Consider the following 26,380-nt stretch of genomic DNA (forward strand, 5'->3'; position numbering starts at 1 on the left):
TTTGTCCACCAAACCCCAAATCCTGATCGTCTCACGCGATGCGAAACTTCGTGACGAAGTGCAAGAGCTATTGGCTTCGCTCGGAGAACGTGCGCTAGTAGCCGCTTTCGCACAAGACAATCGTCAGGCAGTCGAAATCGCCAGAGCACGGACGCCTGAGATTGCCTTGGTTGAAATGCGCGAAAGCAGCCTCCCGATTCAAGTCTTCGCGCGGGAACTTACTGCGATTTCGCCCGATACCTCGGTCGTGGGAATCATTCGTGATGGCCTGTTTACCAATGGCTCGTCTGAAAGCGAGATTCTGATCGATGTATTACGTAGCGGCGTGAAGGATTTTCTCCACTATCCTTTCGCACTCGGAGAACTGGAAGATCTGGTTCGCCGGATTAAAAAAAATGCCCTGAAGCAGCCCGCCAAACTCGGAGCGGTGGTTGCTTTTGTCAGCAATAAAGGTGGGGTCGGTAAGTCGACGATGGCCATCAACACGGCGGTTGGCCTAGCGCAGCAGTTTCCCGATCGGGTACTGCTCGTCGATGCATCCTTGCAGTTGGGGGTCGCGGCATCGATGTTGGATGTGCATCCGAATGCCACGCTTACCGAAGTCGCCAACGAGCAAAGTCGTCTAGACACAACTTTAATTCAGGAAATGACCGTACCGCATTCGTCCGGCTTGCATTTGCTGGCTGCCCCCCGCGATGCGGTCGAGGCTGCCCGGGTGAACGACGAGGTGATCACCCAGGTTCTTTCGCTGGCACGGCGAACGTACGACTTCGTAATTGTCGACACCTTTCCGGTGTTCGATGCCATTTCGCTGGCAATTCTCGACCTGACATCGCGAGCCTTCGTGGTGACGGAAAACGTCGTCCCCACGCTTTTGGGAACCGCTAGGCTAATCGAACTGCTGGAAAAATTCTCGTACCCCGCAGAGCAAACCGAGATCATCCTCAATCGTCAACAACGTGTGACAGGCAGTTTGAGTAAGGAAGATATCGCCGCGCGCCTGGGACGCGGTATCGATTGGATCTTTCCGTTTGATCGCAATGTGATCAGTTCGGCGAATACTGGCATCCCAATCGCCATAACAGCCCGGGGCTATTTCGGATTTGGGAGAGAACTGAAACGCTTGATCCGTGATGTGGCCAGTATTCGTACCGATGGCCGAACCAATGGCGTGGCGTTCCCCGAGAGTGAAAACAACGCTTCACGCCGCCATGGTCAGCCACACGAGGAGATTGCCTTGGAGGATGATCGATGAGCGACGACTCTCTTCGAGACCTTTTTGGCCAGAACATGGCTTCGGTCCCGCTTCAGCGTATGAAGCGGGAAGAAAAAAAGCGTAGCCAGACCGTTCAGACAACTGCTCCCCTTGCTGCAGACAATGGGAGCGTGAACTATTTGAACGTGAAGGCCGACCTGCATCGCACCTTGCTGGACGACCTCGATCGGCGCAATTTGATCGGCGCCAGCGAAGCCGATTTAACACGATTCGTGAATGACTTCGTGGCCCAGGCGTTGCAAGACTCGGTTGTGCCTTTGAACGAACAAGAGCGGGTCCGACTGGTGGATGACCTGCTGGAAGAAACACTGGGTGTGGGCCCTCTGTCTTCGTTGATGGCCGATCCTGCGGTGACCGACATCCTGGTCAATGGGCCGCATCGGATTTATGTCGAGCGATTTGGCCAGTTGGAATTGACCAATATAAAGTTTCGAGACAACGACCACCTGGTTCGAATCATTCAGCGGATCGCCTCGCGCGTTGGGCGGCGGATTGATGAGGGCTCGCCGATGGTTGATGCCCGTCTGGCCGATGGTAGCCGTGTCAACGCCACGCTACCCCCTGCTACGATCGATGGCCCGACTCTCTCCATTCGCCGCTTCGGCAAGCGACGTTTGCGGGCGGAAGATCTCATGCAACTGGGCATGTTCTCCGCCACGATGCATCAGTTCCTGCAATGCATGGTCGAAGGCCGACGCAATATTTTAGTTTCCGGAGGAACTGGTTCTGGCAAGTCGACCTTATTGGGGGCGATCGCCGAATCGATTCCTGGTCGCGAACGAATTGTCACCATCGAAGACGCCGCAGAACTGATGCTCGACCAGGCCCACGTCGTCCGTATGGAAACACGTCCAGCCAATGTCGAAGGACGAGGCGTCATCACCGCTCGAGACCTGATGGTCAATTCGCTCCGTATGCGTCCCGATCGCATTATCATGGGGGAAGTACGTAGCGGCGAAGCACTCGACATGCTCCAGGCCATGAATACCGGCCACGATGGCAGTTTGACCACGATTCACGCGAACAGTCCCCGCGATGCTCTCAGCCGCTTAGAGACAATGGTCTTGATGGCAGGCCTGGAACTTCCTTCACGTGCGATTCGCGAACAGATTGTCTCCGCCATTCAAGTGATCGTGCATGTCCGCAGGTACGAAGATGGCGTCCGTCGTGTTGAATCGATTGCCGAGATTGCCGGTTTAGAAGGCAACACGCCACAACTCCAAGAGATCTACCGCTTTCGTCACCAGGGGCGCGATGGCAAACGCATTCAGGGTGTTCATCAAAGTACCGGAATCGTTCCCCGGGTTGTCGACCAACTGCGTGCCTTGGGAACCGACTTACCGATGTCCCTCTTTCAAGCCGGAGGGAGCTAGTGGGAACGGTCGTATTGATCGGCACGCTAAGCGTGTTGTATCTGATTGCCTATCGGATGCGTCAGATACAGCTCCGCGCGTTGGCACTCGATCGCTTTCAGACCTTTGATGTCTCGACGGAAACCTCACTGCCCGAGGTATCTCCCAGCATGCGTCAACGTCCGGTGATCCGGCGATTCCTATGGATTCCGTGGGTTTGTGGTCTTTTCGCGGCGATGATCATTTACTGGCTTGTCGGTTTTAGCGTGCTCATTTCGATGACAATGGGTCTTATCGTCGCCCTGCTGCTGGTGATTGTAGAAGTCTGGAATGCCCAACGTCAGGCAGCGAAATTAGAAGAGCAGTTGGCCGAAGCGATCGACCTGATGATTGGCACCTTAGGGGCAGGTGCTGGCTTGAGTACATCGTTGAGTGTGGTGATCGAGGAAATTCGCGATCCGTTGCGGGGCCAATTCCAAGATCTGTTAGGGCGGATTAACTTCGGTGACGATGCCAGCCAGGTGTTTGCCAGTCTGGCCGCTCGCATCCCGCTAGATACTTTTCTGCTGTTTTCCTCAGCCCTCTCGGTTCATTGGGAAGTGGGTGGCAACCTAACACCAACCTTGGCTGCGGTCGGGCAAACGATTCGTGATCGCTTAGAAATCTCGCGAAAAATCCGCTCTAACGCCACGCAGTCGGATATCTCCACCGTGGCGATTATCGGCTTGACCTACTTCATTGCCCTGGTGATGTGGCGCAACGGACCTGATCAGATGCAAGCGTTCATCACGTCACCAACGGGGGAATTCTTTGCCGCCGGCAGCATGTTGTTGCAAGCTGTTGGCATTGTGTGGATGCATTGGATGAGTCGGGCGAAGTTCTAATATGTACACAAATTCCATTCTCTTCGTCATGATCGCCTTTTGGGGCATTACCCTGGTAGGAATTGCCTTGGCATGGCGATCGATGCGTGCGTGGCAGATGGCTCGAGCGCGTTGGCTGAACCAGGAGGAAACCTCGGCAACGCGCGAAACCGACCTCCGCGATATGCCCTGGCTGAATCGATGGCTTTATCGGGCAGGTTTTCGCAGCCAGGATGCGGCCCGCTGGTGGTGGATTTCGACCATACTCTTTGTTATCGGAGGCATAGCAACTGCAACCTTTTTCATTCTAAGCGGTGTGCAGACATTGATGATTCGCACAATCACCCTAGTGCCTGGGGGTACCGGGGAGGTCTTTTTACCGCTGGCCTACCTGGCACCTTGGTTCCTGGCAATCACTTTGGGTTTGGGACCGTGGCTACTGGTTCGTCAGAAGCGACGCGAACGCGTCCAGAAAATAGAACAAGACCTCCCCTTGGCAATGGAACTACTGGCCACCCTTAGCCAGGCCGGCCTTGGATTCGATGCATCACTTTCCCGCGTGATGGAGACACGTCTGGCGGGACGACCGCTGGGAATGGAACTCCGCAGTTACCAGGGGGACATCCTATCGGGGCGAACGCGCTCAGAATGCCTGCGCCGCCTGGCATGGCGAGCTGACGTGCCAGGCCTTTCGATTCTGACTTCCGCGTTGGTTCAAGCCGATCAAGTCGGCATGGGCATTTCAGATGTCCTACGACGCCAGGCGGACGACCTCCGATCGCGACGAAGGGAACGAGCCAATATGTTTGCCATGGGGCTGGCAACCAAACGAATGTTTCCGCTGGTCGTCTGTTTTTTGCCAGGCCTTTTTGTCTGGACGCTAGGGCCCGTATTCATCCAGTTGATCCAGATGGCGGATACATTCACGCAGGTACGGAATTTTTAGTGTCTTCTACCGTGCAACTAATTGATCGCGAGACAGAAGAAGTCGTTATCCCTCGCTTGCTTTTAGCGACTTCTTTTTGGAAACGCTTTTGCGGGCTGCAAGGTGCCGCCCCATTGGCTCCGGAGGAAGGCCTGTTGCTGGCTCCTTGCCGCTCGATACATACTCACTTCCTACGCTTCTCTCTGGATATCTTCTTTTGCTCGGCGGAAGGAGTCGTGCTATCACAGCACCTCGATGCCAGACCCTGGCTCTGCATCGCCTCGAATCGCCAGGCACACTTTGTCGTCGAGACGCTGGCCCAATATCCTCCGCGACTTCATGTCGGACAGAATGTCTTGCTAGCGAGCGATCGCAAGGACTTTTCCGCAAACCATCGAGTATTGCCTCCCTCTTTATGGCGACAAACCGCTTGATTTCCGATTGATCGGAATAAATGGTCTGGATTGATCATGACGATTAAGACGATACGTTGTGGTGTTACTCTTCAGTAGCACGCAAAGGTGTTTCAAAATTCTCTCCATGCATGGGTTGCCCCTACATGGACTTTCTCGAACCAGGTTTGGCTCGATGATGCGTGCGCTTCTATTGATCATATTGCTGGCATGGCCACTTATCGCGAATGCCCAAACGCGGCAACCGTTGGTGCATGAATTTGCCAGCCCTACCCAGGCACCGATTGTGCGTCTGGCTCAAGCCACTGATCGCCCGATTGAAGTTGCCCAGCCTCCGCGTCTCCCTGAACAGGCACCTCCCCAGCCAGGGGTCGACCGTCTGCAACGACTGGAAACGCTCCCGCCGGGACTACAGCAGCCTCAGCCGACAGAAGCCTTACAGAAAACGTACGGGCAATTTATTCAGGGAACCATCGACCCTGAAAACACTCTGACGGTTGTCGAGGGACGCCCTCGTATTTTGGTGTTTAAAGAAACACCGATTCGGGTCTACCTGCCGGATGATCAAGTTGCTACGTACCAGGTCATCTCCAACAAAGAGATTTCAATTGTCGGGGTTCGACGTGGCACGACGGTTCTGAATATCTGGGTTGCCGATCCCTCGCAGCCAAGTGGCCAGCGTGTGTTGAGCTATCTGATTCGCGTGCAACCCGATGTTGAGGCGGCCCAGTACTTGTCCGCCACCTATGCAAATCTATCCAACGAGATCAACCAGGCCTTTCCTAATAGCTATGTTGAGTTGAAGTTCGTTGGAAACCAATTGATTGTTCAAGGTCAGGCACAAGACGCCTTGGAGGCCGTGCGTATCCTACAAGTAGTTGCCGCCAACGCGCCCCGTGCGGCATCTCGTCCCACAATTCGGGAAGGGGATGTTGTGCTCCAGACCAACTATGTCCCAGGCACCGTCACCGACAACGTCAATCGGGAGCAAATCGATGCTATTAGTCAGCAATTGCGGCAAGCTAATATTATCAACCTGCTACAAATCCCGGGTGATCAGCAGGTAATGCTGAAGGTGACCGTTGCAGAAGTTAACCGCAGCGCGGCACGAAGCATCGGGATGGACTTTTCCGTTGCCAACAGTGCGGGAACGATTTTTCGACAAACGACCGCTGGGATTCTCTCCAATGGCCTTACCACTGGTTCCACTGCCGGTAACGTTCTCGCCTCTTTGGATGGAGGGCAAGTGAATCTGGCCATTCGCGCCTTGCGTCAGATGAACCTGGCAAAATCGTTGGCAGAACCAACTCTCACCACGCTCAATGGACAAACCGCCAGTTTTAGCGCTGGGGGCGAGTTCCCGGTCCCTTCTGCGGTGATAACCAATGGTGGTTCGGCACAAAGCGTTCAGTTTGTGCCTTTTGGTGTCCAACTGAACTTCACGCCAAATATCGTCGACCGTGACCGCATTCGCTTGGTCGTCAATGCCACGGTCAGCAGCCGAGACGAAAGCTTGGGAACGAGCGTGGGGGGAAATGCGTCAGCAGGGGGTACCAGTGTGTCCGGGTTGCAATCGAACGATTTCAGCACGACGGTCGAGCTTCGTGAAGGACAAACGTTGGCGGTTGCCGGCCTGATTCAGCACAATTTTGGGGCAGACGGGAAGCGAATCCCCTTCTGGGGAGACCTTCCATTTATTGGCAACACCGGAGGTTTGAACAACACCTCTGCGGATGAACAAGAGTTGGTCGTGCTGATTACGCCTCAACTTGTTCATCCCATCGACGCATGCGAAGGGCCACCACTGCCAGGGGAAGATATGCATGAACCCAACGACATTGAGTTCTTTCTACTCAATCGCCTAGAAAGCCGGCATTCCCAAGGATACCGAAGCCCGGTGCGAACCGACCATCAACGTCAGCATGTGGGAAATCATTGCGATGAATGCCAGTTCCTGATTGGCCCATCAGGTCGAGCATTCGATTGCTGTCGTCAACCCATATTGGCCAAGTAATTCCACGCTGCCCTACCCCGACAAAGTAGTTTCATGATGATCCAAACTCGAAACAATGCCTGGCTATTGCTGCTGTTTGGCATTTGCCTTTGGCAAACAGGGTGCTGCTCGAAGTGTGGTAGCCCCTTTTGCTGGGATCGCTGCGCCGACATTCCTGCTGGAGCCATCCCGCAACCACTGGGAACCTACGGCTGCGGTTGGCAGAATGCCCAAACCACTGCAGCCCAAAGGGATATGCTGACGATCTATCAGGCTGAATGGATTGGTGCCTCGACCGACCTGGGCCCCTATGGCAAGCGGCATATGACCGACCTTCCCACGCTTGCGATGCAGTTGGGAGAGCCGATTGTGGTTGAAATGTCAGAGAATCACGAACTCGACCAACAACGTTTGACCTACATCCAAGAAGTGTTGTCCAAGACCGACTTCCCTCAGCCTGAGCAGTGGGTCGTTCTCGGGTATGCCAAAGCGGAACCGATGTATGGCATCGAGGCAGAAGGGGTCGCCAGTACCTACCTCGGTGGCTCTCAGATCCGTGCCTCCAACAACTCCGCGATTGGCTACTAAGGGGAACCGCATGTTACGCTTGGGATGGTTACCTTTGGTTCTGGCTCTGTTGGCGTCGTGCGGGTGCAAGACCTGGGGCTCGGCAACATCACTTATGCCGTCCTTACCCAAGTCACTCGTTGAGTCCCCTAGCGATCCACAAGACAAGCGAGCCGAAGCCTGTATCGTGACCGCACAAACCCTTCACCAGGAAGGGCACTATCTGGAAGCGGCCAAGCTGTTGGAAAAAGCCCAGGCAGAGAGTCCCCAACGGTACGACTATGCCCGCCATCTGGCAGTTCTGTACGACGAATTACACATGCCAGAGGAAGCAGAACAAGCGTTTCACGCTGCACTGGCAAAGCATCCCAACGATGCTGATCTGCGCAATGATTTCGGATACTTCTATTTTCGCCAGGGCAATAACACCCAGGCCGAACAAGAATTTCGAGCCGCGCTCGCCATTGCCCCCACCCATCAACACGCACAAACGAACTTGGCACGGACCTTATTTAGGCAAAACCGCCTAGAAGAAGCCCACCGAGCTTTTGCGAAAGTGGTGGGACCAGCGGCCGCACATCAAAACATGGGAGTGCTGTTAGCTCAAGAAGGTCGGGATGTGGAAGCACGCCAGGCCTTCCAAGAGGCACTAAAAGCGAATCCCAATCTAGAAAACTCAAGAGAGTTTCTCGCTGGCCTCGATCGCGTCTCGTTGCAAACGCGTTAGAGTCGCCCAGACGTCAATTTTGCCAGAGCCTTCTTTTTTATCCCTATCGGTTGGGTAGAAGAAAGAAGAACTCTATCCCCACCACCTCCCGTTACAATGCCCTTCTCGAACCAGACGCGATCGATCTTTCTTGAGAACGGTGCCACTAATCCAGCAGGTCGCTCGGCAGACACGAATTGAAGGGGATTCATCCGCTACTGGTTGGAATCGCCTTCTGTTTAGCCACACAATTCGGGCAGCCGTAGGTCGCGGAGCAGTTCGCGTTGACTCGCATGAGGATATACGTCCATCTGTCGTTAGTGACGAGACATTAATCTTCCAGAGCAGTTCCTGATCTTAGCGTTTATACCCCGGCGACGACTGGTTTCGCGAATTTCATTGTTTGCCGGATAATACAATCAGGTATTAAAGGTCATGGATTACCTTGGGAGGGAAAGCGGCTCGCAAGGCGTTCAGTACTGCGGCGACATCGATGACCTCTTGCAGGATGGCACCGGCAACTGGCGTTAGGTATCCCGATGCAGCGAAACCCATTCCAAGCAAACTGAGTGCCATACCACCGACGGCACTCTGAAGGGCAATCGTTCGCATGCGACGGCTGATGTGCATGAACTCGTCGACTTTGGTAAGGGAATTGTCCATCACGACAACGCCGGCTGCTTCTGCAGTCACGTCACTATTTTGTCCGATCGCCATTCCGACCGTCGCGGCCATCATCGCAGGTGCGTCATTGATCCCATCCCCCACATACAACGTCTTCGCCTCAGCTGTTTCCTTACGGACAATGGCCAGTTTCTCTTCGGGACTCTGTTCCGCATAGATCTCTGTGATACCCACTTGATCGGCCAAGTAGCGAACTTCCGCTTCGCGATCCCCTGATAGAATCATGATGCGATTAAACTGATGCTGAGGAGCGAGATGCTTTACGAACGAACGGCTATCCGATCGCGGCGCATCACGGAATCGAAACGCGGCGGCGAAACGGTTGTCGATTGCGACCACACACTCTAGACCTCCAGCGATTGGCGGAAGTTGATCGAGTCCGGAGATCTTCTGCGAAGCGAGCTTGTTGCGGCTGGTAATTTGTAACGAATGCCCAGCAACGTTCCCCCTCAAGCCTTGTCCTGGCTGCTCACTAACTTCAGTTGCTTCGGGTAACACGATTCCCGCTTTACTAGCGGCCGAAAGAACAGCGATCGCTAAGGGGTGTTTCGAGTAACGCTCTAAACTAGCGACAAGCGTCAAAACCTCATGTGGGTCGTGGCCGGGAGCGATCAACTTTTCAGTAAGCGACGGTTCACCATAAGTCAACGTCCCAGTCTTATCGAAAATCGCTGTGCGGCATGCGGCAATCTGTTCTAGCACGATAGGGCTTTTGACAATGATCGCGCGGCGTGCACAAAGCGATATCGAACCAATGATGGCAACCGGAATTCCGATCAATAGTGGACAAGGCGTCGCGATCACCAACACCGATAGAAAACGAATCGACTCGCCACTGATCGCCCAGGCCAGAAAAGCAATTGCCAACGCCACCGGCGTGTAGATTGCACCTAGCCGATCGCCCAAACGCTGTAAGTTCGGGCGTTTCGCTTCGGATTCACGCATCACTTCCATGATTTTGGCATAACGCGAATCGGCAGCAAGCTTGGTTGCGCGAATAGTCAAAGCCGATTCACCGTTGATGGCGCCCGAGATTACTTTTGAGCCCGATGTCTTGGTGATCTGAAAAGGCTCGCCGGTCAAGTAGGATTCATCCATAACTCCGCGACCTTCAATCACGACACCATCTACAGGGCAGATGTCGTGCGGAAAGATAACCAACGTGTCGTCGACAACCACGTCGTGCAAATCGATATCGACAATCTCGGAACCACGTTTTCTATGAGCAACCGACGGCATACGCTTGGCCAGCGCCGCCAGTACCGAAGATGCACTGCGAAGCGCATACGCTTCCAATGCTTCGCCTCCAGAGAGCATCAACACGATAATCGATCCAGCAAGATACTCCCCCAGTAATACCGAGGTGATGATAGAAATCCCCCCCAGCAAGTCCGAGCCAAATTCTCGCTGGAGCAGCTTTCGTAACAAGTCTACAAGTAGAGGCAAACCACCAACAACCAGCGTGGTCAGCAGCGGCAAATCGCTTGTTGCGGCGGTGGTCTGAACACCAAATCGCAGCAGCAGGTGTAGAAGAATTGCTAAAATGGCAAAGGCCGCGATGCCGAGCGACTTTCGGTTCCACCAGTTGACCATCTGACTAGCCGATTCCTTGGACGGGTTAGTTTTCTCGGATCTGCCTGAGCGTGGAGATTCGGTAGCATGGGTCAAGGGGCTGCATCCTCTATCATTTGAAGCAACGTGCGTTCTACTTCCTCTGCCAGATCCCTGAACTAAAGCGAATCGAACCGATGGATGGCTGAGCACGTAACTCGACACTGATCGATTCCGATTCGCCGCCAAGCATGCCTGACGAGCCATCTTTCATTGTCAGGATATGCGAAATTGATTCTCGTTGACATGCTACCGCCAGTGATTTATCGATCTCTCAATCTGCACTTACGATTCGTACTGCGTCAACCTCCCTCTGACGACGTCAAAGCGGTGCGGGAGTTAGCTCCCAGACAAGCCACTGGCAGCCAACGGATGGATTGATGCATGGATTCCTTGCGCATACACCCATAAGCCTCGTTGCGAATCGATCGTAGCCTGAGTTTCGGCAATCAAAGTTTGAGACACTCGTAAATCGCCGCTAAGAGATCCGTGGAACGTTCAAAAAAGACGCTTATCGAATGGCGTCTGCGTGGTAGAAAAACGTTGCCCCTGGCTGAATTCTGTAGAATCGAATGAAGGATCGTGAGCCAGCGTCCTTTGTTAAGCAATCGCAATCGGCCTACAGAAAACGCCGTTGTGAAGCGTCAATAGCTGCGGGCCAGTCGTATCTGGCGATGCGAACATCTAGCAAACCCCGCAGCAAGATTGCGTATGAGTCTCAGTCCCAATTCGGTTGGTCAGGACCTTTAAGACGGTGGAATCTGTTTCTGGAGTATCTCCAAACACAATCTCGACGCACGGTCGGCAGAGTTCGTAAACTATGCCCGACCGTTTGCCGAGTCAACGTTGTTGTGCCGTTGTTTACTACGTTCTAGCGATTGGCTTTTGCGAACAACTCATTCACAAAATCCCAGTTCACAACGTTCCACCAAGCATCCACATAGCCGCCGCGCAGGTTCTGATATTTGAGATAATAGGCATGTTCCCAGACGTCGACGCCGAGAATTGGCGTCTTGCCTTGCGAGACCGGCGTATCTTGATTGGGGGTTGAAATAACTTCCAACTTGCCATTATCACCTACGACAAGCCAAGCCCATCCGCTCCCAAATTGACCTCCGGCCTTCGCCGCAAACTCCTTCTGGAAGTTCTCAAAACTCCCAAAGGTCTTGTTGATAGCGTCCCCCACTCTTCCCTTGTCTTGTTTGCCACCATCCGGGGTCATCATTTGCCAGAATAGCGAATGGTTCAGATGCCCGCCTCCGTTGTTACGTACTGCGGTGCGAATCGATTCGGGAACGGCATCGAGGTTGGCCAGTAGCTTCTCAAGGGGCATTTCCTGTAATTCAGGGTGCTCGGCCAGGGCCGCGTTTAGCTTATTCACATACCCTTGATGATGCTTGTCGTGATGGATTTCCATTGTCTTGGCATCAATGTATGGCTCTAACGCGTCAAACGCGTAGGGCAGCGGCGGCAAGGTGGCCTCAGCCGCAAAGGCAATATTCGTAAAAGATCCGGAAGCCGCCATCACTCCAGCCGTACCTGCCAATGCCAGGAACTTTCGGCGATCAAAATTCATCAGGAAATCTCCAGGGGTAAAATCCGGGGGGGAAACGAACAGAACGGCCTGCATTGCCGTCAAGTTGTCATGTTTTTTTGTTGGTGCAGGAATTCAAACCTCGATTCCATCCGAAATGCCGCAAATTATGAGGCGTTCATGGGTCGCCCATGCTTAATTGCTAGTGCAAACATCAATAATACGGACGACCCTAAGGATGTGTTCACTCAGGGCTTGCTTGCCCCTCTGCTTAATTCCTGCCAACGAAGTAGCATTTACCTTCTCATCTTCTCCGAGAGGAAACAAGTCGGGGGCATGATCGTTAGATCGTGCGGCCTGATTATCTCCTTTTCTGCGCAACACAGGCCGCAAAATTCGATGACACACCTCGGTAACACCGCGCCGGGCACCGAACGAGCAGATGGAACAATCGAAATGCAACGTTGCAGACCACGGTCAGGCAACTTGCTCGCGCAGAAGCCGAGGTCTATTGGGCGAGCAGACCGACGGCATGGTTCGAGGAATTCCGATACGGGTCAATCGCAGACAATTATCGCCGCCTGGAAACTCTCCCTTGATGTCTGCGCAAAGTGCGAACGAGACTACGGAACGCTCACTTCTCAGAGTGCAGAGAGATTTGTGGGGTTATCGTTAGGCCCTTAGTCCCCTCTAAGTCGAGACGAAATAGTCCCCCTTGGCCAGTCGCTAAGCCGCCAGTGACGAACAACCGGTTCATTTTGGGGCCGCCGAACGCGACGTTGCTCGTCGTTAGGTTGCCGCCGTCAAGTTGCTTGATCCATTTGCCGGACGGATCGAGAACTTGCACGCGTTGCATGCCGTAATGGGCAACGTACAGGTTGCCCTGGTCATCGAGACACATACCGTCTGGCAGGTTGTTGATTTGTCCTAGCTGGTCATTTTTAAGCGGCAACTGGGCAAAGATCTTACGGTTCTTCACCTTGCCTGGCCCTTCCACTTCGTACACAAGCACACGATTGGTCATGCTTTCGCCCACCCATAAACGTTTGCCATCGGGGCTCAGGACAATTCCATTCGGATAGGCCAGGCCATGATCGATTAAGCTGGTCTTCCCGTTGTGATCAACATAATGAACGGTACCGATTCGGTTTTCCAAATCGCTTTCTTCTGGATCAGTAAAATAAAAACCTCCGTGCGGAGTATCCAAAGTCAGGTCGTTAGGTCCACGCAACGGCTTGCCATCGCAGTCGGTTGCTGCTGGAGTCAGGGGCTTGCCGTTGGCGGATAGACGTAACACGGCGTGTTGACTCTTGTCACAGACGAGATGAGTTCCGTCGGCCAGGATCTTATGCCCATTCGGCGCTCCGGTGGTTGCCCACAAGCTTCGCTTACCGTCCGGGGTGAAACGAGTGATCTCTGCGCCGTGCGAGATGTAACCATTGCCAGCATGGTCGAAAACGATTCCCTCGCAATATTCCGGCACCGTAAACAGCAGAACCGGACGCGAGGCCGCAGTCTTAGGTTCCTCCGCCATGGCGACACTTCGGAGCACCAGCAAAATCGTCACACACCCCAACCACCGGGCAATAGAAAACCGACTCATTGCTTTAACGTCCCTTGAATTTGGAATCGAGATCGAAGTCGAAACTGTTTCCTCCTTCTTTGACCTCCGCGATAAGGCCACTTGTACCGACATCCAAGTAAGATCGCGGAATGTCTATTCGCTTAGGTGCAGGTCCCACGTTTTTTGGAGCCAGCGGATCGGGCTCAGGCGGAGGCGTAACGGCCACAAGGTACTTGCCGGGAGGGCACTTGAGCGAGTAACTACCATCTGGCTGAAGCGCAGCCGTAGCAATCGAGCCTTGGTCGTTGACCAATACAATCGAGCCGTCGGGAATTGGCTTACCGTTTAATGTTACCGCTCCATCGACCGAAGCCGAGGGAGAGGCCCCGATGTTACAGCCAACGAGTGCCGCCAAACCGATCAACCAAGCCAACGATCCCCATTGTCGGCGAAAGTGTTTCTCACGAAATCGAAAATTCGCGGTCATCCTGTTTCATCCTAATTGGCGCTACGAAGAGCGTATGGGTTCTCAAATAACGTTCATGAAGAATCGCGCACAGATTATTTCGCGTGAGAGACGAATCGTATCGTCTCTCACTGCGCCAAGTTGCCTGCGTTCGAGCAGGAAGCATTTGCAGCTTCCCCGCTTGGTCTATCGAAAATCGTTACCGATGACCTGGCCATCGTCGCGAATGCATAGATTTCGCAAGGTCAGCAGTTCCATGGTCTCGATTGCGAATGTCACGCTGGCGTCACCACGAAGAACCATGGCACCACCAGGGTGTTCTGAATAGATCGATGTATTCACCCCATCGCGTGTATTGCCAGCCCCTTCGGTAATGGTACCAACAGGATAACGAACGGTCGTCGTATTGCGACTCCAAGGCGTGCCAGACCAGGCATAAGTCCCGCCCGTCTCAGGCGGAACCACCGTCGCACCAGGACCGATCCAACAGCCCCATTCATAACTGCTACGAATATCGACCCGAGCGCCGCTGCTATTCTTGCCGACTGCGGATTGCTCTCCGATGATGAGCGTGTTGGTCAGCCCATCAATACTATCGCGAAAGCGCGAGACCTTGTTAGGAATCATCATGCCGTTGGCACACGCATAACCTTGAGAACCTGCCACGCAACGTCCTTGGCCAGTAGGATCGCTGGCCACCGTAGCACTGGTCGATGCCCCTGCGATTCCGATATACGAGGCCGTTGAAAAACGATTGGCAACATCCGTGCGGCGGTTCACGCGTTCCGCCGAGCTCGATGGACACCAGACATAATCAGGCGTCAGTTGATTCAACAGTGTCCCGTTGACGCCGCCTGGGTAGCCACTCATCGTGACATCAAACTTGAACTGGTTGTAAATTGCCGACTGTTCGATCTGCGGTAAAATCGAAACGAACCACGATTGATTGAACTGCCCACGTCCACCGTAAGGCAACGCCCCGAAAGTATCGTGATAGTTGTGCAGTGCCAAACCAAGCTGTTTTACGTGGTTACTGCAACTCATTCGCCGCGCGGCCTCACGGGCTTGCTGTACGGCTGGCAACAAGAGGGCGATTAAGACGCCGATAATTGCGATCACGACTAGCAGTTCAACTAGCGTGAAGCCCTGCTTACACTTCTTACTCATTGCACACCTTTATTGAGAACAGACGAATTAAAAGTAGTCGCGAAAAGGAGCAAGCTTGCCCAAGTGCATAAAGGGCAAAGCATGAGGGGAAGAGTGAGTGATGTCCGCAGACGCAGTCTAAACGGGGTTAAGCATTCACCTCGCAAAGTCCGAGGCAAATAAAAGTCTTTCCTGTTCGATCAACACCGCTGTTATTTACTAATAGATTTTCGAGAGAGCTCAAAAGCATCACGCAATATGATTTGCAATAGGTTCTGCGCATTCGTTCGTCGTTTGATTGACGGAACAAATGCCAACTCCGTTAGGCCATGATCTCGAAAATAGGATGTCCGTGGTCGATTTCAGTTCGTTTGCGACCAGGGAGTTCTAGTTCTCGGGAATCGAGCCCGAGTTGATGTAAAATGGTTGCATGGACATCGGTAACGTAGTGACGGTCTTCCACCGCATGAAAGCCGATCTCGTCGGTGGCACCATGTGTGATTCCTCCCTTGATTCCACCTCCGGCCATCCAAACGGTAAAGCCGAAAATATGGTGATCACGACCGTCAGCACCTTGCGTGCCTGGGGTCCGTCCAAATTCGGTGCAAAAAACAACGAGGGTTTCATCGAGCAAACCTCGCCGGTCAAGATCTTGCAGCAACGCGCCGATCGGTTGATCAACCGCGCTAGAAAGCTTTTCGTGATTTGATTTCAAACCGCTGTGGGCATCCCACGCACCAGCTCCGCCGCCACCGTGCTGAATCTGGATAAAGCGAACCCCCTTCTCCACCATGCGGCGAGCTGCTAACAGTTGTGTGCCAAACTCTTTGCAATGGGGTTGATCAATTCCGTAAAGCGAAAGCGTCTCAGGCGTTTCTTGTGCGAGATCGACAATATCGGGAATCGAAGTCTGCATTCTGAAGGCAAGTTCGTACGAAGCAATTCTGGCTTCCATGGCAGGATCGTGAGGATACTCTGCTTCGCGTAAAGAGTTTAACTTGCCGAGCAGTTCTTTACCGATTCCTTTCGCACCAGCCGGAATCTCGATCTCTGGCTGACTGAAATCAAGGGGATTCTGAGGATCGATTCGCAGCGGCACGGCATCGTGTGCTGGGCCAAGATATTGGCCGTCTCGCTTGTTCCAATATTCGCGTTTGCCGATAGAAATGAACTGCGGCAGGTTTTCATTTAAGGACCCGAGCCCATAATGCACCCAGGCACCTAACGTGGGAAAAGCTCCATCGTTCAAATGCCGACCGGTGTGAAACTGAGCCTGAGCTCCGTGATTACTGTCGGTTGTCCACATCGAGCGGATAACGGCTAGTTTATCGACTTGGCTGGCGATATGCGGGAACCAGTCGCTAACTTCGATTCCGCTCTGTCCATGCTTCTTAAAGCCAACTTGCAGTGGATACAGCGTATTGCGCTGCATGCCGTTCCCATCGGGGGCGACCAGTCTTTCAATGGCCAGCTTCTTCGGATCTTGGGTATCAGCGAACGGAGTTTCCGCGATTGTTTTGCCGCCATACTTGGACAGCATTGGCTTCGGATCGAAACTCTCCATCTGGCTGACGCCACCGTTCATGAACAGCCAGATGACACTTTTCGCTTTTGGAGGTCGATGTGGTTTCCCGGTCGGTGGCGACCAACCAGCTCGCGCGACTCCCTCCTGGCGGAGCATTGCCCCTAATGCCAAGCCAGAAAAGCCGAGGCATGTATCACTTAGAAACGAGCGACGCGACAATGGTCGTTGAAATGGCGTACTCATATCGATCTCCTCTCATCCTCGGATTAGCGAACCGTAACGAAGTCGTTGTGATTAAGAAGTATCCAGATCAACTGAGCACGGGCTCGTTCGGTTGTACTCTCTGGCAACTCCTGCAACTCCTCGAGCGCACGGTGGCTCGCTTCAATTTCTTCTGATGTGGGATGAATCCCCAGAACCACAGCGAACGCGGTCTGAAGAAACGCTTGTTCGGTTTCCGCCGATTCGCTGAGCTGTTTAGCAATCAAGGGAGCCGATTCAAGGACCAGCTTGCTATTAGTCATTGCCAAAGCTTGCTGAGGAACAATGCTTTCATCGCGGCGGTAACATTCGGTTACCTCTGCCTCGTCAAACGTCGAGAGAAACAGATTGCGTTCGTTATTCGAATGGAAAAAGTAAAGACTGCGACGGTGGGAATCCTCTTGCTGCCCAGGCGGAATCGAAGGGCCTCCCATTGTCGAATCAAGCGTACCCGCTAGCGACAAAATAGCGTCTCGTACCAATTGCGATTCCATACGCAGCGGCTGACGATGCCACAGATAGAGATTGTCCGAGTCGCTCTCGATGTTTTTCTCGGCACCGAGTCGCGAGGAGGACATGCGATACGTAGCTGAAGTTACGATCAGACGGTGCAGATGCTTCATGCTCCAACCATGTTCCATGAACTCAGCAGCCAGCCAATCGATTAGTTTTGCGTGCGTTGGAGTCGGGCTATTGCGACCAAGATCGAACGGCGAAGTTGCCAAGGGAGTCCCGAAATGCCGCCCCCAAAGATGATTAACCGCCACGCGAGCAGTCAGCGGGTTGCGTCGATCAGTAATCCATTCAGCCAAAGCCGTTCGCCTGCCGGTGCTGGTTGCTGGGAATGGAAGCGTGGGATCATCATGCCCTGTGTGTTTGAACCGAGTAGCGGACCATTCCGCCCCTTGAAACAACGTGAATGTTGCATCCGAGGCGACTTCACTATCCAGCTTCGCTAGTTCTTCTTTCAACTTTTTTCTGGCGGAGGCCAGCTGCTTTTCGGCCTCAGTGGCTTTTTCCTGAGGGGCTTTGGTGGCATTTTGCTCCGCGACAAGAACCTCTCGGCGAGCTAAGGCAACTGCGTAATGTTGTTCGGCTCGAATTGCCGCGATGCGGAGCTTTTCCTGCTTCTCAGCAGCTTCCTGCTTTTGTCGCGATTCGATTGCCGCAATCCGCTGCTCGACCGAGCTTAGGTATGTCTCCGTTACAGTCAAATTGGCGACGGCGCGATCGAATGTCTCGCGAGTGGTAACGGTCGGTTTTCCCGATGTTTCGGTAAGCTCGCTGGCCGGATCAAGTGCCGTCAACTCAAAATGGGTGATCTCTGCCACTGCGTCGTAGGTCATCAGCCGAATCGCACCCGGATGGCGTTCTACCGGCGTACGCCAAGCGAGAACGAGCTTGTCGTTGAGCACGGCGTTGACCAAACCATCTCGCACACGCAAAAGCAGTGTATACGGCTGATTCAGTTCTACCGAATAGCTGCGACGTCCTTCCGGTGGGTAGTGCGTACTGCCATCTTGTGAAAAGGCTCCTTGAACCTTGCCAGCGGAAGAATGGCCGCTGATATAAACGAAGGAATACGAGTCCTGTTCGCCAGATTGCGGGCCGGGAACATCGAAATCGATTCCGACGCTACGATAGGTGGTTCCTCCCACAATCTTGAACTGAAGAACCACTTCAAAGTCACGCGGCACCTCTTCTAGGAGCGTTATCTCGGAACGAACCGGCGCGTTTGAATTCTGCTGTAACTTGCCTGCCGTATGCTGCCAACCTTCCCCACGAACTTGCCAGCGTTGGCGATCGAGGGTGGTAAACGTCTCTACGATGGGGTCAAAAATAATCGCTGGCGGTTCCGGTGTCTCCTGCGTTGCGTTCAACTGACTCGCGGCTTCGTCTCGCTGAGCTTGAGCAGTCGCCAACTGGCTCTGTGCGTCCTTGCGATGATTCTCTAGCACCCAACTCCGTAGTCCCGGCTGCCAGGCCTCTTCGGGAAGCTCGACGGGCTGAATCTCGATTTCCTCAAAAGCAGCGACTTCTGGCACGCCGGGCGAAATAGGGTGTGACTTATCTGGCTGGGCTTCATTACCACGAATGAACAAAAACGTGGAGTCGTCGGGACTGCCATCGAATGCCCGTGGAATTCCGTCTTGGGCAAAACTGGTTGTGCCTGGGACCATGTCCATCCGAATGTGATACGGCTCGAAGAAGGCCCGCATGCGGTAATAGTCTGTTTGCGGAATCGGATCGAACTTATGATCGTGGCACTTCGCACAGTTCAGCGTCAGCCCAAGAAACCCCTTACCGACATGGGTGACGGTTTCATCCATCCACTTATCGCGATTGAAAATGAAATAGTTGCGTGCAAGAAACCCCGTTGCTCGTAGTTTATCGAGATCGTTCGGGGCAATTTCATCTGCGGCCAGCATCAAGCAGACCATTTCATCGTACGGCTGATCTTCGTTGAGTGACTCGACAATCCAATCTCGCCAATGCCACATATGTTTTTGGCTATTTCGCAACTGATTGCCTAATCCCCACCAGTCGCTGTATCGCCAGACATCCATCCAATGCCGTGCCCAACGTTCTCCATAGCGAGGATCTTCTAGCAGGCGATCGACAATCTTTTCGTACCAATCGTCGGAGGTATCCGCCTCGGCAGCTGCGATCTGCTCTGCGGTTGGGGGAACGCCGATCAAATCGAGATACAAGCGGCGGACAAGGACAATGCGTGGGGCTTCTGGCTGAGGCTGCAAGTCTTGGCTTTCGTGGCCGGCAGCAATCCAGCGGTCGATTGGGTTGCGCACCCACTGCGTATTACTTACTTCTGGCAGCGGAGCTTTTTCTATCGGTTGAAACGACCAATGGTCGGATACATCTGCCTCAGGCTGTTCGTCTTCTGGAGATTGGGCACCACCGGCGATCCATTTTCGAATGAGGTCGATTTCGTGCGTGTTGAATGGCTCCCCTTCGTGCTCTGGGGGCATGCGGTACGAAACATCCTTCGTAGCAATCCGTTCCAATAAGAGACTGGCAGCGGCTTCTTCGCCGGGGAAAATAGCCTCGCCGGAATCTCCCCCCATTTTTAACAGCGCCGCCGTGTCCAGTCGCAAACCACCTTCTTGTTTCAACGAGCCATGACAAGCGTAACAGCGCGCTCGCAGAAGCGGCTTGATTTGCTGCTGGTAGTCCACGCCCCCGTCGGCAGCAAAAAGTAAACCGGAATCAACGACCGCAGCACTCAGCGCAATTGCCAACACTGCCTGCAGTAGCGACATACGTCGACCTGAAATGCGAATTCGGTCTGGCATCGATTTACTCCTCCTCCAGAGCCAAGCTTTGCTCGGCAATCTGACTGAGAATTGGATGGTTGTTCAAGATGTGGTACGAGAGAGCGGACCGTGCGGCATGCTCGTTGCTTTCCAGCAAGGCAGCCAGAATGGCACGATGCTGCCGAACCGTCTCGATGGCCGTCTCGCGATCGTGATCTTCCCACGAAAACAGCAGTTCGTAGTATCGCCCCTGACGTGCGAAGAAGTCTTGGATATAGCTGTTGCCGGAAAGCTTGATTAAGTAGGCATGCAACGACTCGTCAATCTTCGGCGACTGGGCTGCAGAGGTTGGATAAACGTTGGCATCCAACATCCGCTTGACTTCTTTCTTATCGATTCGGGAAAAAGCCAACGACAAGGCTTTTAACTCCAGAGACTCTCGCACCTCAATGTAAGCCTGCAAATCATCTTGGCGAAAAGCCCTCAGCCGCCATCCTCGCCGCGGAATGTGATCGAGAATTCCTTCGCCGGTCAAACGATGAAAGATATTGCGAATCACGGAACGACTGATGTCGTAACGCTCGGCGGTTACCTCCTCGCGGAGGTAGATTGTTTTCCCTTTAAGGCTGAGCTGGACCAAATCGCTAACGATTTCTTGATAGGGATCGCGCGGGGGAGCAGGCGCAGCAACCGGCCCCGTTTTGTCAACTTCTGTCGGCAACGGGGATGTCACCACCAAACGGCGATTGGGGCCTTTTTCCAGAAAGCCATCGTGAATGAGTTCGGCAATGGCCGTGCGGACCGGCGTAAAACTCACTTCATAAAGCTCAGCCAGTGAGCCAATGGTTAGCTGAGCAGGCAAATCTTGCCCCGACCGCAAGCGGTTGGCTAAATCGTCTCGGATGTAATTGGAAATAGACATGAGCGTGACTATACGTGCCTTTGTCGCCAAAGTCAATTACATTGTAAACAAAGTCAAATTTTACTACCTACAAGTAAGCTGTATACAAGCATAATGACCAACCAAAGCCGATCGCAGTACTTGTTTTTGTCAACAATATCAACTACGGTGATGCCAAAGTCAAATACTTAATCTAACGGCTTATGATCAAGAATTCACCCAATTTTGGTTCCTCTATGAAGATCACCGCGATAGAAACGCTGGTTTGTAATGCCCGCATGCGCAACTGGGTTTTCGTGAAGATCCTGACCAATAGACCAGGCTTAGTTGGCTGGGGCGAAGCGACGCTCGAGTGGCACACGCGGGGTGTCGTCGGCGCCGTGCAAGACCTAGCGGAACTGCTAATCGGTGAAGACCCCACGCGTGTCGAATACTTGTGGCAGATGATGTGGCGGCAGCATTTCTGGCACGGAAGCGGTGTTGTCCGTTCAACGGCGATCTCAGGAATCGATCTCGCTTTGTGGGATATTATCGGCAAGGTTCACGGAGTCCCCTGTCACAAACTGTGGGGAGGTCCGGTTCGCGATTCCATTCGCACTTATTGCCACTTGGGTGGAGGCCGCCTGGAAAGCTTTTATGAAACACCGGTCGACAACGCCGCTCAATTCGCAGACCTAGCCCAGCAAGCAGCCGAAGATGGCTTTAGTGCGTTCAAGTCGATGGCAGTCCCCCCGACGATGCCGATCGAAGGCATGCGTTCTATCAGGGCTGCCGATAAGTGTGTCGCGGCGATGCGTGACGCCGTCGGGGAAGATATCGATATTATGGTCGACTGCCATGCCCGACCTTCGCCGGCGATGGGAATGCAGTTTGCCAAAGCACTCGATTTGTATGGGCTCTATTTCTTTGAAGAACCCTGTTGGCCGGAAAGCCTTGAATCGCTTGCTGCCATCAATGCGGCAGTAACCACTCCGATTGCGACCGGTGAACGTCTAACACACTTGGCCGCATTCCGCGATTTGTTTGCGGCACGGGGCTGTGAAGTATGCCAGCTCGATCTAACCCATTGCGGCGGATTCACCGAGGCTCGCCGCATTGCTGCGTTGGCGGATGCCCACCGAATCGCCCTCGCTCCTCACAACCCCCAGGGGCCAGTCAGCACTGCGGCGTCTTTGGAGTTTGGTTTCTCGCAGCCAAGTTACATTATCTGCGAATCGGTTCATGAAGATGTCCCTTGGCGGCGAGATGTTGTTGAGGAAGGCTACGTTTTGGACGAGAAAACCCGCACCATAAGCCCCAACATGAAACCTGGCTTGGGAGTAACCATCAACGAAGAGGCGATTAAGAAATATCCATTCCAGCAGGAACTCCCCCAACGTGTCTTCTATCGCGATGGGGCGGTAGGAGACTGGTAGCCGGTTCTGTTTGCACATGCTGCCGATAGATTCTTTCTCATTTGCTTTTTACCGGTAACACCATGGCTTCTCTTGAATTTCGTCACCCTGCGTTTCGTGGCCACATTGGGGTCGCCCAATGCGAAATTACGCCCCCAGTCGGAATCTACTCGCGTTGTTGGGGTGCGGCGACTCACGACACCGCTGCGTCAATTCACCGCCCTTTAACGCTGACCGCGATGACCATCGCGACCGATGAGCATCCTTCGCCTTTGGTGCTGATCTGCGGGGATCTGAGTTTCTGGAAAACGCCTGAGGCGATGGCCGGCTTCCATGAGCGGTTCCTTAGCAAACTGGGACTCCCCCGCGAGAATATTATCTTCGCCCTTTCTCACTCGCATGCGACCCCACCTCTGATGCTCACCGACGAACCGCTTCCCGGTGGTGACTTGCTGCAAGCTTGGATGGAATCGTTGCCTCCGAAGATCGTCGAGACCGTTCGCGCTGCCGAGAAGAACAGCTGCCCGGCGACGCTCGAATGGGAAACGGGGCGCTGCACGCTTGCCAAGCCCCGTGATCTGCCCGATCCCGATCCAACACAAGATCGCTATCTGTGCGGCTACACGCCCGACAAGGATGCCGACGACACGTTACTGGTTGGCCGGATGGTCGACCTTCACGGAAACATGAAGGCGACGATCGTCAACTATGCCTGCCATCCTACCACCCTGGCTTGGGCAAACACCGCGATCTCGCCCGACTATATCGGTGCCACGCGGGAACTAGTCGAACGCGAGACCGGGGCGCCCATGCTGTTTCTTCTTGGAGCTTGCGGCGAACTGGCGCCCCGTAATCAATACACCGGCGACACTTCCATTCCTGACGCACATGGTTGGCAATTGGGACACGCGGTGCTTTCGACCTTAGCTGGCATGGAGCCCGCTGGAACCACGCTGAAATTTGCTCAGGTTGTCGAATCGGGTGCGCCATTGGCGGCCTGGGAGCATGTGCCGCAGCAGGCTTCGTCCCATCTACAGGCTCGCCTAACCACCGTGGAAATCCCGATAAAAGCTTGGCCCAGCTCCGCTCAGATTCAAGAAGCGTACGAGGCATCGAACGACCGCTATCAAAAAGAACGCTTGCGTCGACGGCTGGGAATTCGTTTGGCACTCGGCGATGGCACGGTCTATCCGCTTCCGCTTTCCACCTTGCAGATTGGCGATGCGATCTTCGTTGGCAGTCTCGGAGAAGCGTATTCCATTTTCCAAAAAGAGTTGCGTGCCGAGTTTCCTACTCAGGCGGTGATTTGCATGAACCTGATTAATGGTTCGCTGGGGTATCTCCCGCCCCAAGAACTGTATGACCTCGAAATTTATCCTGTCTGGCAGACACCGTTCGATCGTGGCTGCCTAGAGCAAACCCTTTCAGCGGCAAGGCAAACCATCCATGAACTTCTCTCCTAACAAGTCGCTCTATGGTGTTTTGCCGGTATTGCATACGCCTTTTCGAGAAGATGGAGCAATCGACCAGGCTACGCTCGCGCGAGAGATTGACTGGGCGTTTCAAACGGGTGCTCACGGGGTTGTCATGGCAATGGTCAGCGAGGTAGGGCGTTTGCCTCAACCGATGCGGCACCAACTTGCGGAACTCATTTGCAACTCGGCCCAAGGTCGCGGATTTAGCGTGATAAGCGTCGGCGCCGAGAGCACCTTAGAGGCGTGTTCACTCGCCGAACACGCGCAACAAGCCGGGGCATCAGCCGTAATGGCAATCCCACCAGTCGCGTCGCGGTTAGGCTCTGGGGCGATACGTGCTTATTTTGCCGCGATTGCTCAGAGCATCGATCTTCCTTTGGTGGTTCAAGATGCTTCCGGATATGTCGGAGCAGAGATATCTCTCGACGTTTATCTCGACCTGCTGGAACAATTTGGCCCCGAACGAATCTTCTTCAAGCCGGAAGCACATCCCTTGGGCCCCAATTTATCTCGCCTCCGAGACGCCACCCAAGGCCAGGCCCGCATCTTTGAGGGCTCTGGTGGAATTAACCTCGTCGATTGTTATCGTCGCGGAATTCAAGGAACGATGCCAGGAACCGATCTGCTGGATGCCGTCATCGCCCTTTGGCAGGCCCTTGAAGCGAAGAATGAAGAACGTGCCTACGAAATATCGCTCCCGCTTGGGGCTTTGGTCGCGTTGCAATTGTCCGCTGGGCTGGATGGCTTTCTGGCGATTGAAAAGTACTTGATGAAAAAACGGGGGCTGTTCCCCAACACGCTACAGAGGCAGCCGGTCGCTTGGGAACTCGACGCAGAGACTCAAGCCGAGGTGGATCGACTTTTCCTGCGGTTAGCGAAGGTATTACGCTGAGGCTTCCGAGAATCGAAATCGCTCGACGCCCCCCTGCAGCACACCATGCGTTGGCGCACCCTTAAGCCAATTGTGGATTGCCGCCAGAGAAAGTTACGCTCAACACAGAGGAATTCGCTTGATGTCTGATCGAGAAGACCTGCAAGCCGAAACATCGGCCCCGACGATCGATACCCTGCCGCCGACGAATATTCGCTTTCTAGCGATCCTCTGGCTGACGACCGCCGCATCCCTCGCCTATTTAACCCGCAATGCCATTGGTATCGCCGAAAGCCGTATCCGCGGCGACCTTGATATTTCGCTGAATGAATCTGGCTACATTCTAGGAGCGTTCTTTTGGACGTACGCGATCTTCCAGGTTCCCACCGGTTCGTTTTCCCATAATTTCGGGACAAGAATTGCTTTGACCTTGTTTGCGATCGGTTGGTCTGCGGCTACGTTCGCGACCGCCGTTTCCCCTGGTTTTTGGCTATTGATTTCTGCTCAGCTATTAATGGGCATTGCCCAAGCAGGCATTTTCCCGGCTTCGACCAACTCCGTAAATTACTGGACTCCGATGGCCAATCGATCGTTGGCTTGCGGAATGCTGGCGGTGGGCATGCAGGTCGGAGCCATCGTTGCCTCGGTCCTGACAGGCGAGCTACTTGAAGCGATCGATTGGCGGTGGGTTTTCGTACTCTTTGCTTTGCCAGGGTTTCTTTGGGCGGCGGCATTCTATTTTCGATTTCGCGATCGCCCGGAACTTGATCCGCGAACCAACGCTGCCGAACGTTCGCTCATCCGTGCAGGCCGCCCTTCAGAGCAAACACACAACGCCGACCATGAAACGGGCCCAACGGACTGGAAAGCCATGCTTCGCCATCCCGGTATCTGGTTGATCTATGGACAGCAAATCTGCCGTGCGGCTGGCTACATGTTTTTTGCAAGTTGGTTTCCCACGTTCCTGCAAGAGACACGCGGCGTCTCCATCAAAGAGTCTGGCTATATGCAAGGGCTGGTGCTCGCCGGAGCACTTACCGGATGCCTTCTCGGCGGGCTGCTTACCGATTGGATTTGGCGGCGCAGTGGCAACCTTTGGCTGAGCCGTAGCGGAATGGGTGCGTTTTCCCTTGGTACTTGCGGCCTATTGATTTTAGGAAGCTGGCTCGTAGAAGACGTTTATCTGGCGATCGGCCTTCTCACTGCAGGCGTCTTGTTTGCTTCGCTGGCCGGGCCTGCGACCTTTACTTCGGTCATTGATATTAGCGGCTCGCGCGTAGCTCAGGTTTTAGGGGCGGTTAATATGGTTGGTAACTTTGCCGCCGCTCTTTGCCCCATTGTTATCGGGCAGATCTTTCAGCGGACCGATAATTGGAACTTGGTCCTCGCTTTGTTTGCTGCTATTTACCTGCTGGGGGCGGTCTGCTGGCTCTTCTTCAATCCGCGACGGGTTATCTTCACACGCCCAAACGAGCCCTTGGCGGCAGAGTCTGTCTCAGCAGTCCCGGCGATTTCAACGGAAGAATAAGGGCACATGTAACTGACAATGGGACATTGGCATACGTCCTCCACAGGAGTAGT

The 26,380-nt window shown here is 53.9% G+C and carries 20 protein-coding genes; 12 read left to right on the forward strand and 8 right to left on the reverse strand.

Annotated features, from left to right (window positions below; genetic code table 11):
* Position 1: 1 nt before the first annotated feature.
* From DTL42_RS04820 to DTL42_RS04855, 8 genes are all read left to right on the forward strand, one after another.
* Positions 2–1,255 carry an AAA family ATPase gene (locus DTL42_RS04820; protein WP_114367533.1) on the forward strand — a complete coding sequence of 418 codons (1,254 nt, stop codon included), beginning with the start codon at positions 2–4 and terminating at the stop codon, positions 1,253–1,255.
* Positions 1,252–2,649 carry a CpaF family protein gene (locus tag DTL42_RS04825; protein WP_234824074.1) on the forward strand — a complete coding sequence of 466 codons (1,398 nt, stop codon included), beginning with the start codon at positions 1,252–1,254 and terminating at the stop codon, positions 2,647–2,649. Before DTL42_RS04820 ends, DTL42_RS04825 begins: the two co-directional genes overlap by 4 nt.
* Positions 2,649–3,512 carry a type II secretion system F family protein gene (locus DTL42_RS04830; protein WP_114367534.1) on the forward strand — a complete coding sequence of 288 codons (864 nt, stop codon included), beginning with the start codon at positions 2,649–2,651 and terminating at the stop codon, positions 3,510–3,512. Before DTL42_RS04825 ends, DTL42_RS04830 begins: the two co-directional genes overlap by 1 nt.
* 1 nt (position 3,513) lies before the next feature.
* A complete protein-coding gene (locus DTL42_RS04835) occupies positions 3,514–4,437 on the forward strand; it encodes a type II secretion system F family protein (RefSeq protein WP_114367535.1) in 924 nt (307 codons plus the stop codon).
* A complete protein-coding gene (locus DTL42_RS04840; protein ID WP_158545233.1) occupies positions 4,437–4,850 on the forward strand; it encodes a DUF192 domain-containing protein in 414 nt (137 codons plus the stop codon). The genes DTL42_RS04835 and DTL42_RS04840 overlap by 1 nt, the downstream gene beginning before the upstream one ends.
* 154 nt (positions 4,851–5,004) lie before the next feature.
* Positions 5,005–6,843, forward strand: a complete 1,839-nt coding sequence (locus DTL42_RS04845) for a type II and III secretion system protein family protein (protein WP_158545234.1) — start codon at positions 5,005–5,007, stop codon at positions 6,841–6,843.
* A 33-nt stretch (positions 6,844–6,876) separates the two neighbouring features.
* The gene (locus tag DTL42_RS04850) at positions 6,877–7,410 is read left to right on the forward strand and encodes a hypothetical protein (protein ID WP_114367538.1); all 534 of its coding nucleotides are present in this window, start codon (positions 6,877–6,879) and stop codon (positions 7,408–7,410) included.
* Positions 7,411–7,504: 94 nt separating this feature from the next.
* Complete coding sequence (locus DTL42_RS04855) at positions 7,505–8,116, forward strand: tetratricopeptide repeat protein (RefSeq protein ID WP_158545235.1); 612 nt, start codon at positions 7,505–7,507, stop codon at positions 8,114–8,116.
* Positions 8,117–8,521: 405 nt separating this feature from the next.
* Here DTL42_RS04855 and DTL42_RS04860 read toward each other — a convergent pair whose 3' ends face one another.
* The 8 genes from DTL42_RS04860 to DTL42_RS04895 all read right to left on the reverse strand — a co-directional run bounded on the left by DTL42_RS04860 (position 8,522) and on the right by DTL42_RS04895 (position 21,080).
* Positions 8,522–10,372 (reverse strand): heavy metal translocating P-type ATPase, encoded by a 1,851-nt coding sequence (locus DTL42_RS04860; protein ID WP_114367540.1) that lies wholly within the window; start codon positions 10,370–10,372, stop codon positions 8,522–8,524.
* A gap of 889 nt (positions 10,373–11,261) precedes the next feature.
* Entirely contained in the window at positions 11,262–12,020 is a 759-nt protein-coding gene (locus tag DTL42_RS04865) for a superoxide dismutase (RefSeq protein ID WP_425305510.1), read from the reverse strand.
* Positions 12,021–12,558: 538 nt separating this feature from the next.
* On the reverse strand, positions 12,559–13,527 hold the full coding sequence (locus tag DTL42_RS04870) for an SMP-30/gluconolactonase/LRE family protein (RefSeq protein WP_158545236.1): 969 nt from the start codon (positions 13,525–13,527) through the stop codon (positions 12,559–12,561).
* A gap of 4 nt (positions 13,528–13,531) precedes the next feature.
* Entirely contained in the window at positions 13,532–13,975 is a 444-nt protein-coding gene (locus DTL42_RS04875) for a carboxypeptidase regulatory-like domain-containing protein (RefSeq protein ID WP_114367542.1), read from the reverse strand.
* Between the two features lie 165 nt (positions 13,976–14,140).
* Positions 14,141–15,121, reverse strand: coding sequence for a DUF1559 domain-containing protein (locus DTL42_RS04880; RefSeq protein ID WP_114367543.1), 981 nt, complete (start codon positions 15,119–15,121; stop codon positions 14,141–14,143).
* A gap of 301 nt (positions 15,122–15,422) precedes the next feature.
* The gene (locus tag DTL42_RS04885; protein ID WP_114367544.1) at positions 15,423–16,868 is read right to left on the reverse strand and encodes a DUF1501 domain-containing protein; all 1,446 of its coding nucleotides are present in this window, start codon (positions 16,866–16,868) and stop codon (positions 15,423–15,425) included.
* A gap of 23 nt (positions 16,869–16,891) precedes the next feature.
* The gene (locus DTL42_RS04890) at positions 16,892–20,197 is read right to left on the reverse strand and encodes a DUF1553 domain-containing protein (RefSeq protein ID WP_114367545.1); all 3,306 of its coding nucleotides are present in this window, start codon (positions 20,195–20,197) and stop codon (positions 16,892–16,894) included.
* Positions 20,198–20,201: 4 nt separating this feature from the next.
* Positions 20,202–21,080: a GntR family transcriptional regulator gene (locus DTL42_RS04895; protein ID WP_114367546.1), complete on the reverse strand. Its 879-nt coding sequence runs from the start codon at positions 21,078–21,080 to the stop codon at positions 20,202–20,204.
* Positions 21,081–21,295: 215 nt separating this feature from the next.
* On the opposite strand from DTL42_RS04895, the gene dgoD reads away from it, so the two are divergent.
* The 4 genes from dgoD (at position 21,296) to DTL42_RS04915 (ending at position 26,327) form a co-directional block, all read left to right on the forward strand.
* Positions 21,296–22,474 carry a galactonate dehydratase gene (gene dgoD, locus DTL42_RS04900; RefSeq protein WP_114367547.1) on the forward strand — a complete coding sequence of 393 codons (1,179 nt, stop codon included), beginning with the start codon at positions 21,296–21,298 and terminating at the stop codon, positions 22,472–22,474.
* Positions 22,475–22,536: 62 nt separating this feature from the next.
* The gene (locus DTL42_RS04905) at positions 22,537–23,916 is read left to right on the forward strand and encodes an alkaline ceramidase (RefSeq protein ID WP_114367548.1); all 1,380 of its coding nucleotides are present in this window, start codon (positions 22,537–22,539) and stop codon (positions 23,914–23,916) included.
* Positions 23,900–24,820 (forward strand): dihydrodipicolinate synthase family protein, encoded by a 921-nt coding sequence (locus DTL42_RS04910; protein ID WP_114367549.1) that lies wholly within the window; start codon positions 23,900–23,902, stop codon positions 24,818–24,820. The genes DTL42_RS04905 and DTL42_RS04910 overlap by 17 nt, the downstream gene beginning before the upstream one ends.
* A 121-nt stretch (positions 24,821–24,941) precedes the next feature.
* Entirely contained in the window at positions 24,942–26,327 is a 1,386-nt protein-coding gene (locus DTL42_RS04915) for an MFS transporter (protein ID WP_114367550.1), read from the forward strand.
* Positions 26,328–26,380 lie beyond the last annotated feature (53 nt).

This window comes from Bremerella cremea (genome assembly GCF_003335505.1).
Lineage (GTDB): Bacteria > Planctomycetota > Planctomycetia > Pirellulales > Pirellulaceae > Bremerella > Bremerella cremea_A.

Bases quoted from the DNA above. Each gene is read 5' to 3' on its own strand.
- DTL42_RS04825 (WP_234824074.1), top strand. From the start codon at position 1,252: ATGAGCGACGACTCTCTTCGAGACCTTTTTGGCCAGAACATGGCTTCG.
- DTL42_RS04835 (WP_114367535.1), top strand. From the start codon at position 3,514: ATGTACACAAATTCCATTCTCTTCGTCATGATCGCCTTTTGGGGCATT.
- DTL42_RS04845 (WP_158545234.1), top strand. From the start codon at position 5,005: ATGATGCGTGCGCTTCTATTGATCATATTGCTGGCATGGCCACTTATC.
- DTL42_RS04850 (WP_114367538.1), top strand. From the start codon at position 6,877: ATGATGATCCAAACTCGAAACAATGCCTGGCTATTGCTGCTGTTTGGC.
- DTL42_RS04855 (WP_158545235.1), top strand. From the start codon at position 7,505: ATGCCGTCCTTACCCAAGTCACTCGTTGAGTCCCCTAGCGATCCACAA.
- DTL42_RS04860 (WP_114367540.1), bottom strand. From the start codon at position 10,372: ATGGTCAACTGGTGGAACCGAAAGTCGCTCGGCATCGCGGCCTTTGCC.
- DTL42_RS04865 (WP_425305510.1), bottom strand. From the start codon at position 12,020: ATGCAGGCCGTTCTGTTCGTTTCCCCCCCGGATTTTACCCCTGGAGAT.
- DTL42_RS04870 (WP_158545236.1), bottom strand. From the start codon at position 13,527: ATGAGTCGGTTTTCTATTGCCCGGTGGTTGGGGTGTGTGACGATTTTG.
- DTL42_RS04875 (WP_114367542.1), bottom strand. From the start codon at position 13,975: ATGACCGCGAATTTTCGATTTCGTGAGAAACACTTTCGCCGACAATGG.
- DTL42_RS04880 (WP_114367543.1), bottom strand. From the start codon at position 15,121: ATGAGTAAGAAGTGTAAGCAGGGCTTCACGCTAGTTGAACTGCTAGTC.
- DTL42_RS04885 (WP_114367544.1), bottom strand. From the start codon at position 16,868: ATGAGTACGCCATTTCAACGACCATTGTCGCGTCGCTCGTTTCTAAGT.
- DTL42_RS04890 (WP_114367545.1), bottom strand. From the start codon at position 20,197: ATGCCAGACCGAATTCGCATTTCAGGTCGACGTATGTCGCTACTGCAG.
- DTL42_RS04895 (WP_114367546.1), bottom strand. From the start codon at position 21,080: ATGTCTATTTCCAATTACATCCGAGACGATTTAGCCAACCGCTTGCGG.
- dgoD (WP_114367547.1), top strand. From the start codon at position 21,296: ATGAAGATCACCGCGATAGAAACGCTGGTTTGTAATGCCCGCATGCGC.
- DTL42_RS04905 (WP_114367548.1), top strand. From the start codon at position 22,537: ATGGCTTCTCTTGAATTTCGTCACCCTGCGTTTCGTGGCCACATTGGG.
- DTL42_RS04910 (WP_114367549.1), top strand. From the start codon at position 23,900: ATGAACTTCTCTCCTAACAAGTCGCTCTATGGTGTTTTGCCGGTATTG.
- DTL42_RS04915 (WP_114367550.1), top strand. From the start codon at position 24,942: ATGTCTGATCGAGAAGACCTGCAAGCCGAAACATCGGCCCCGACGATC.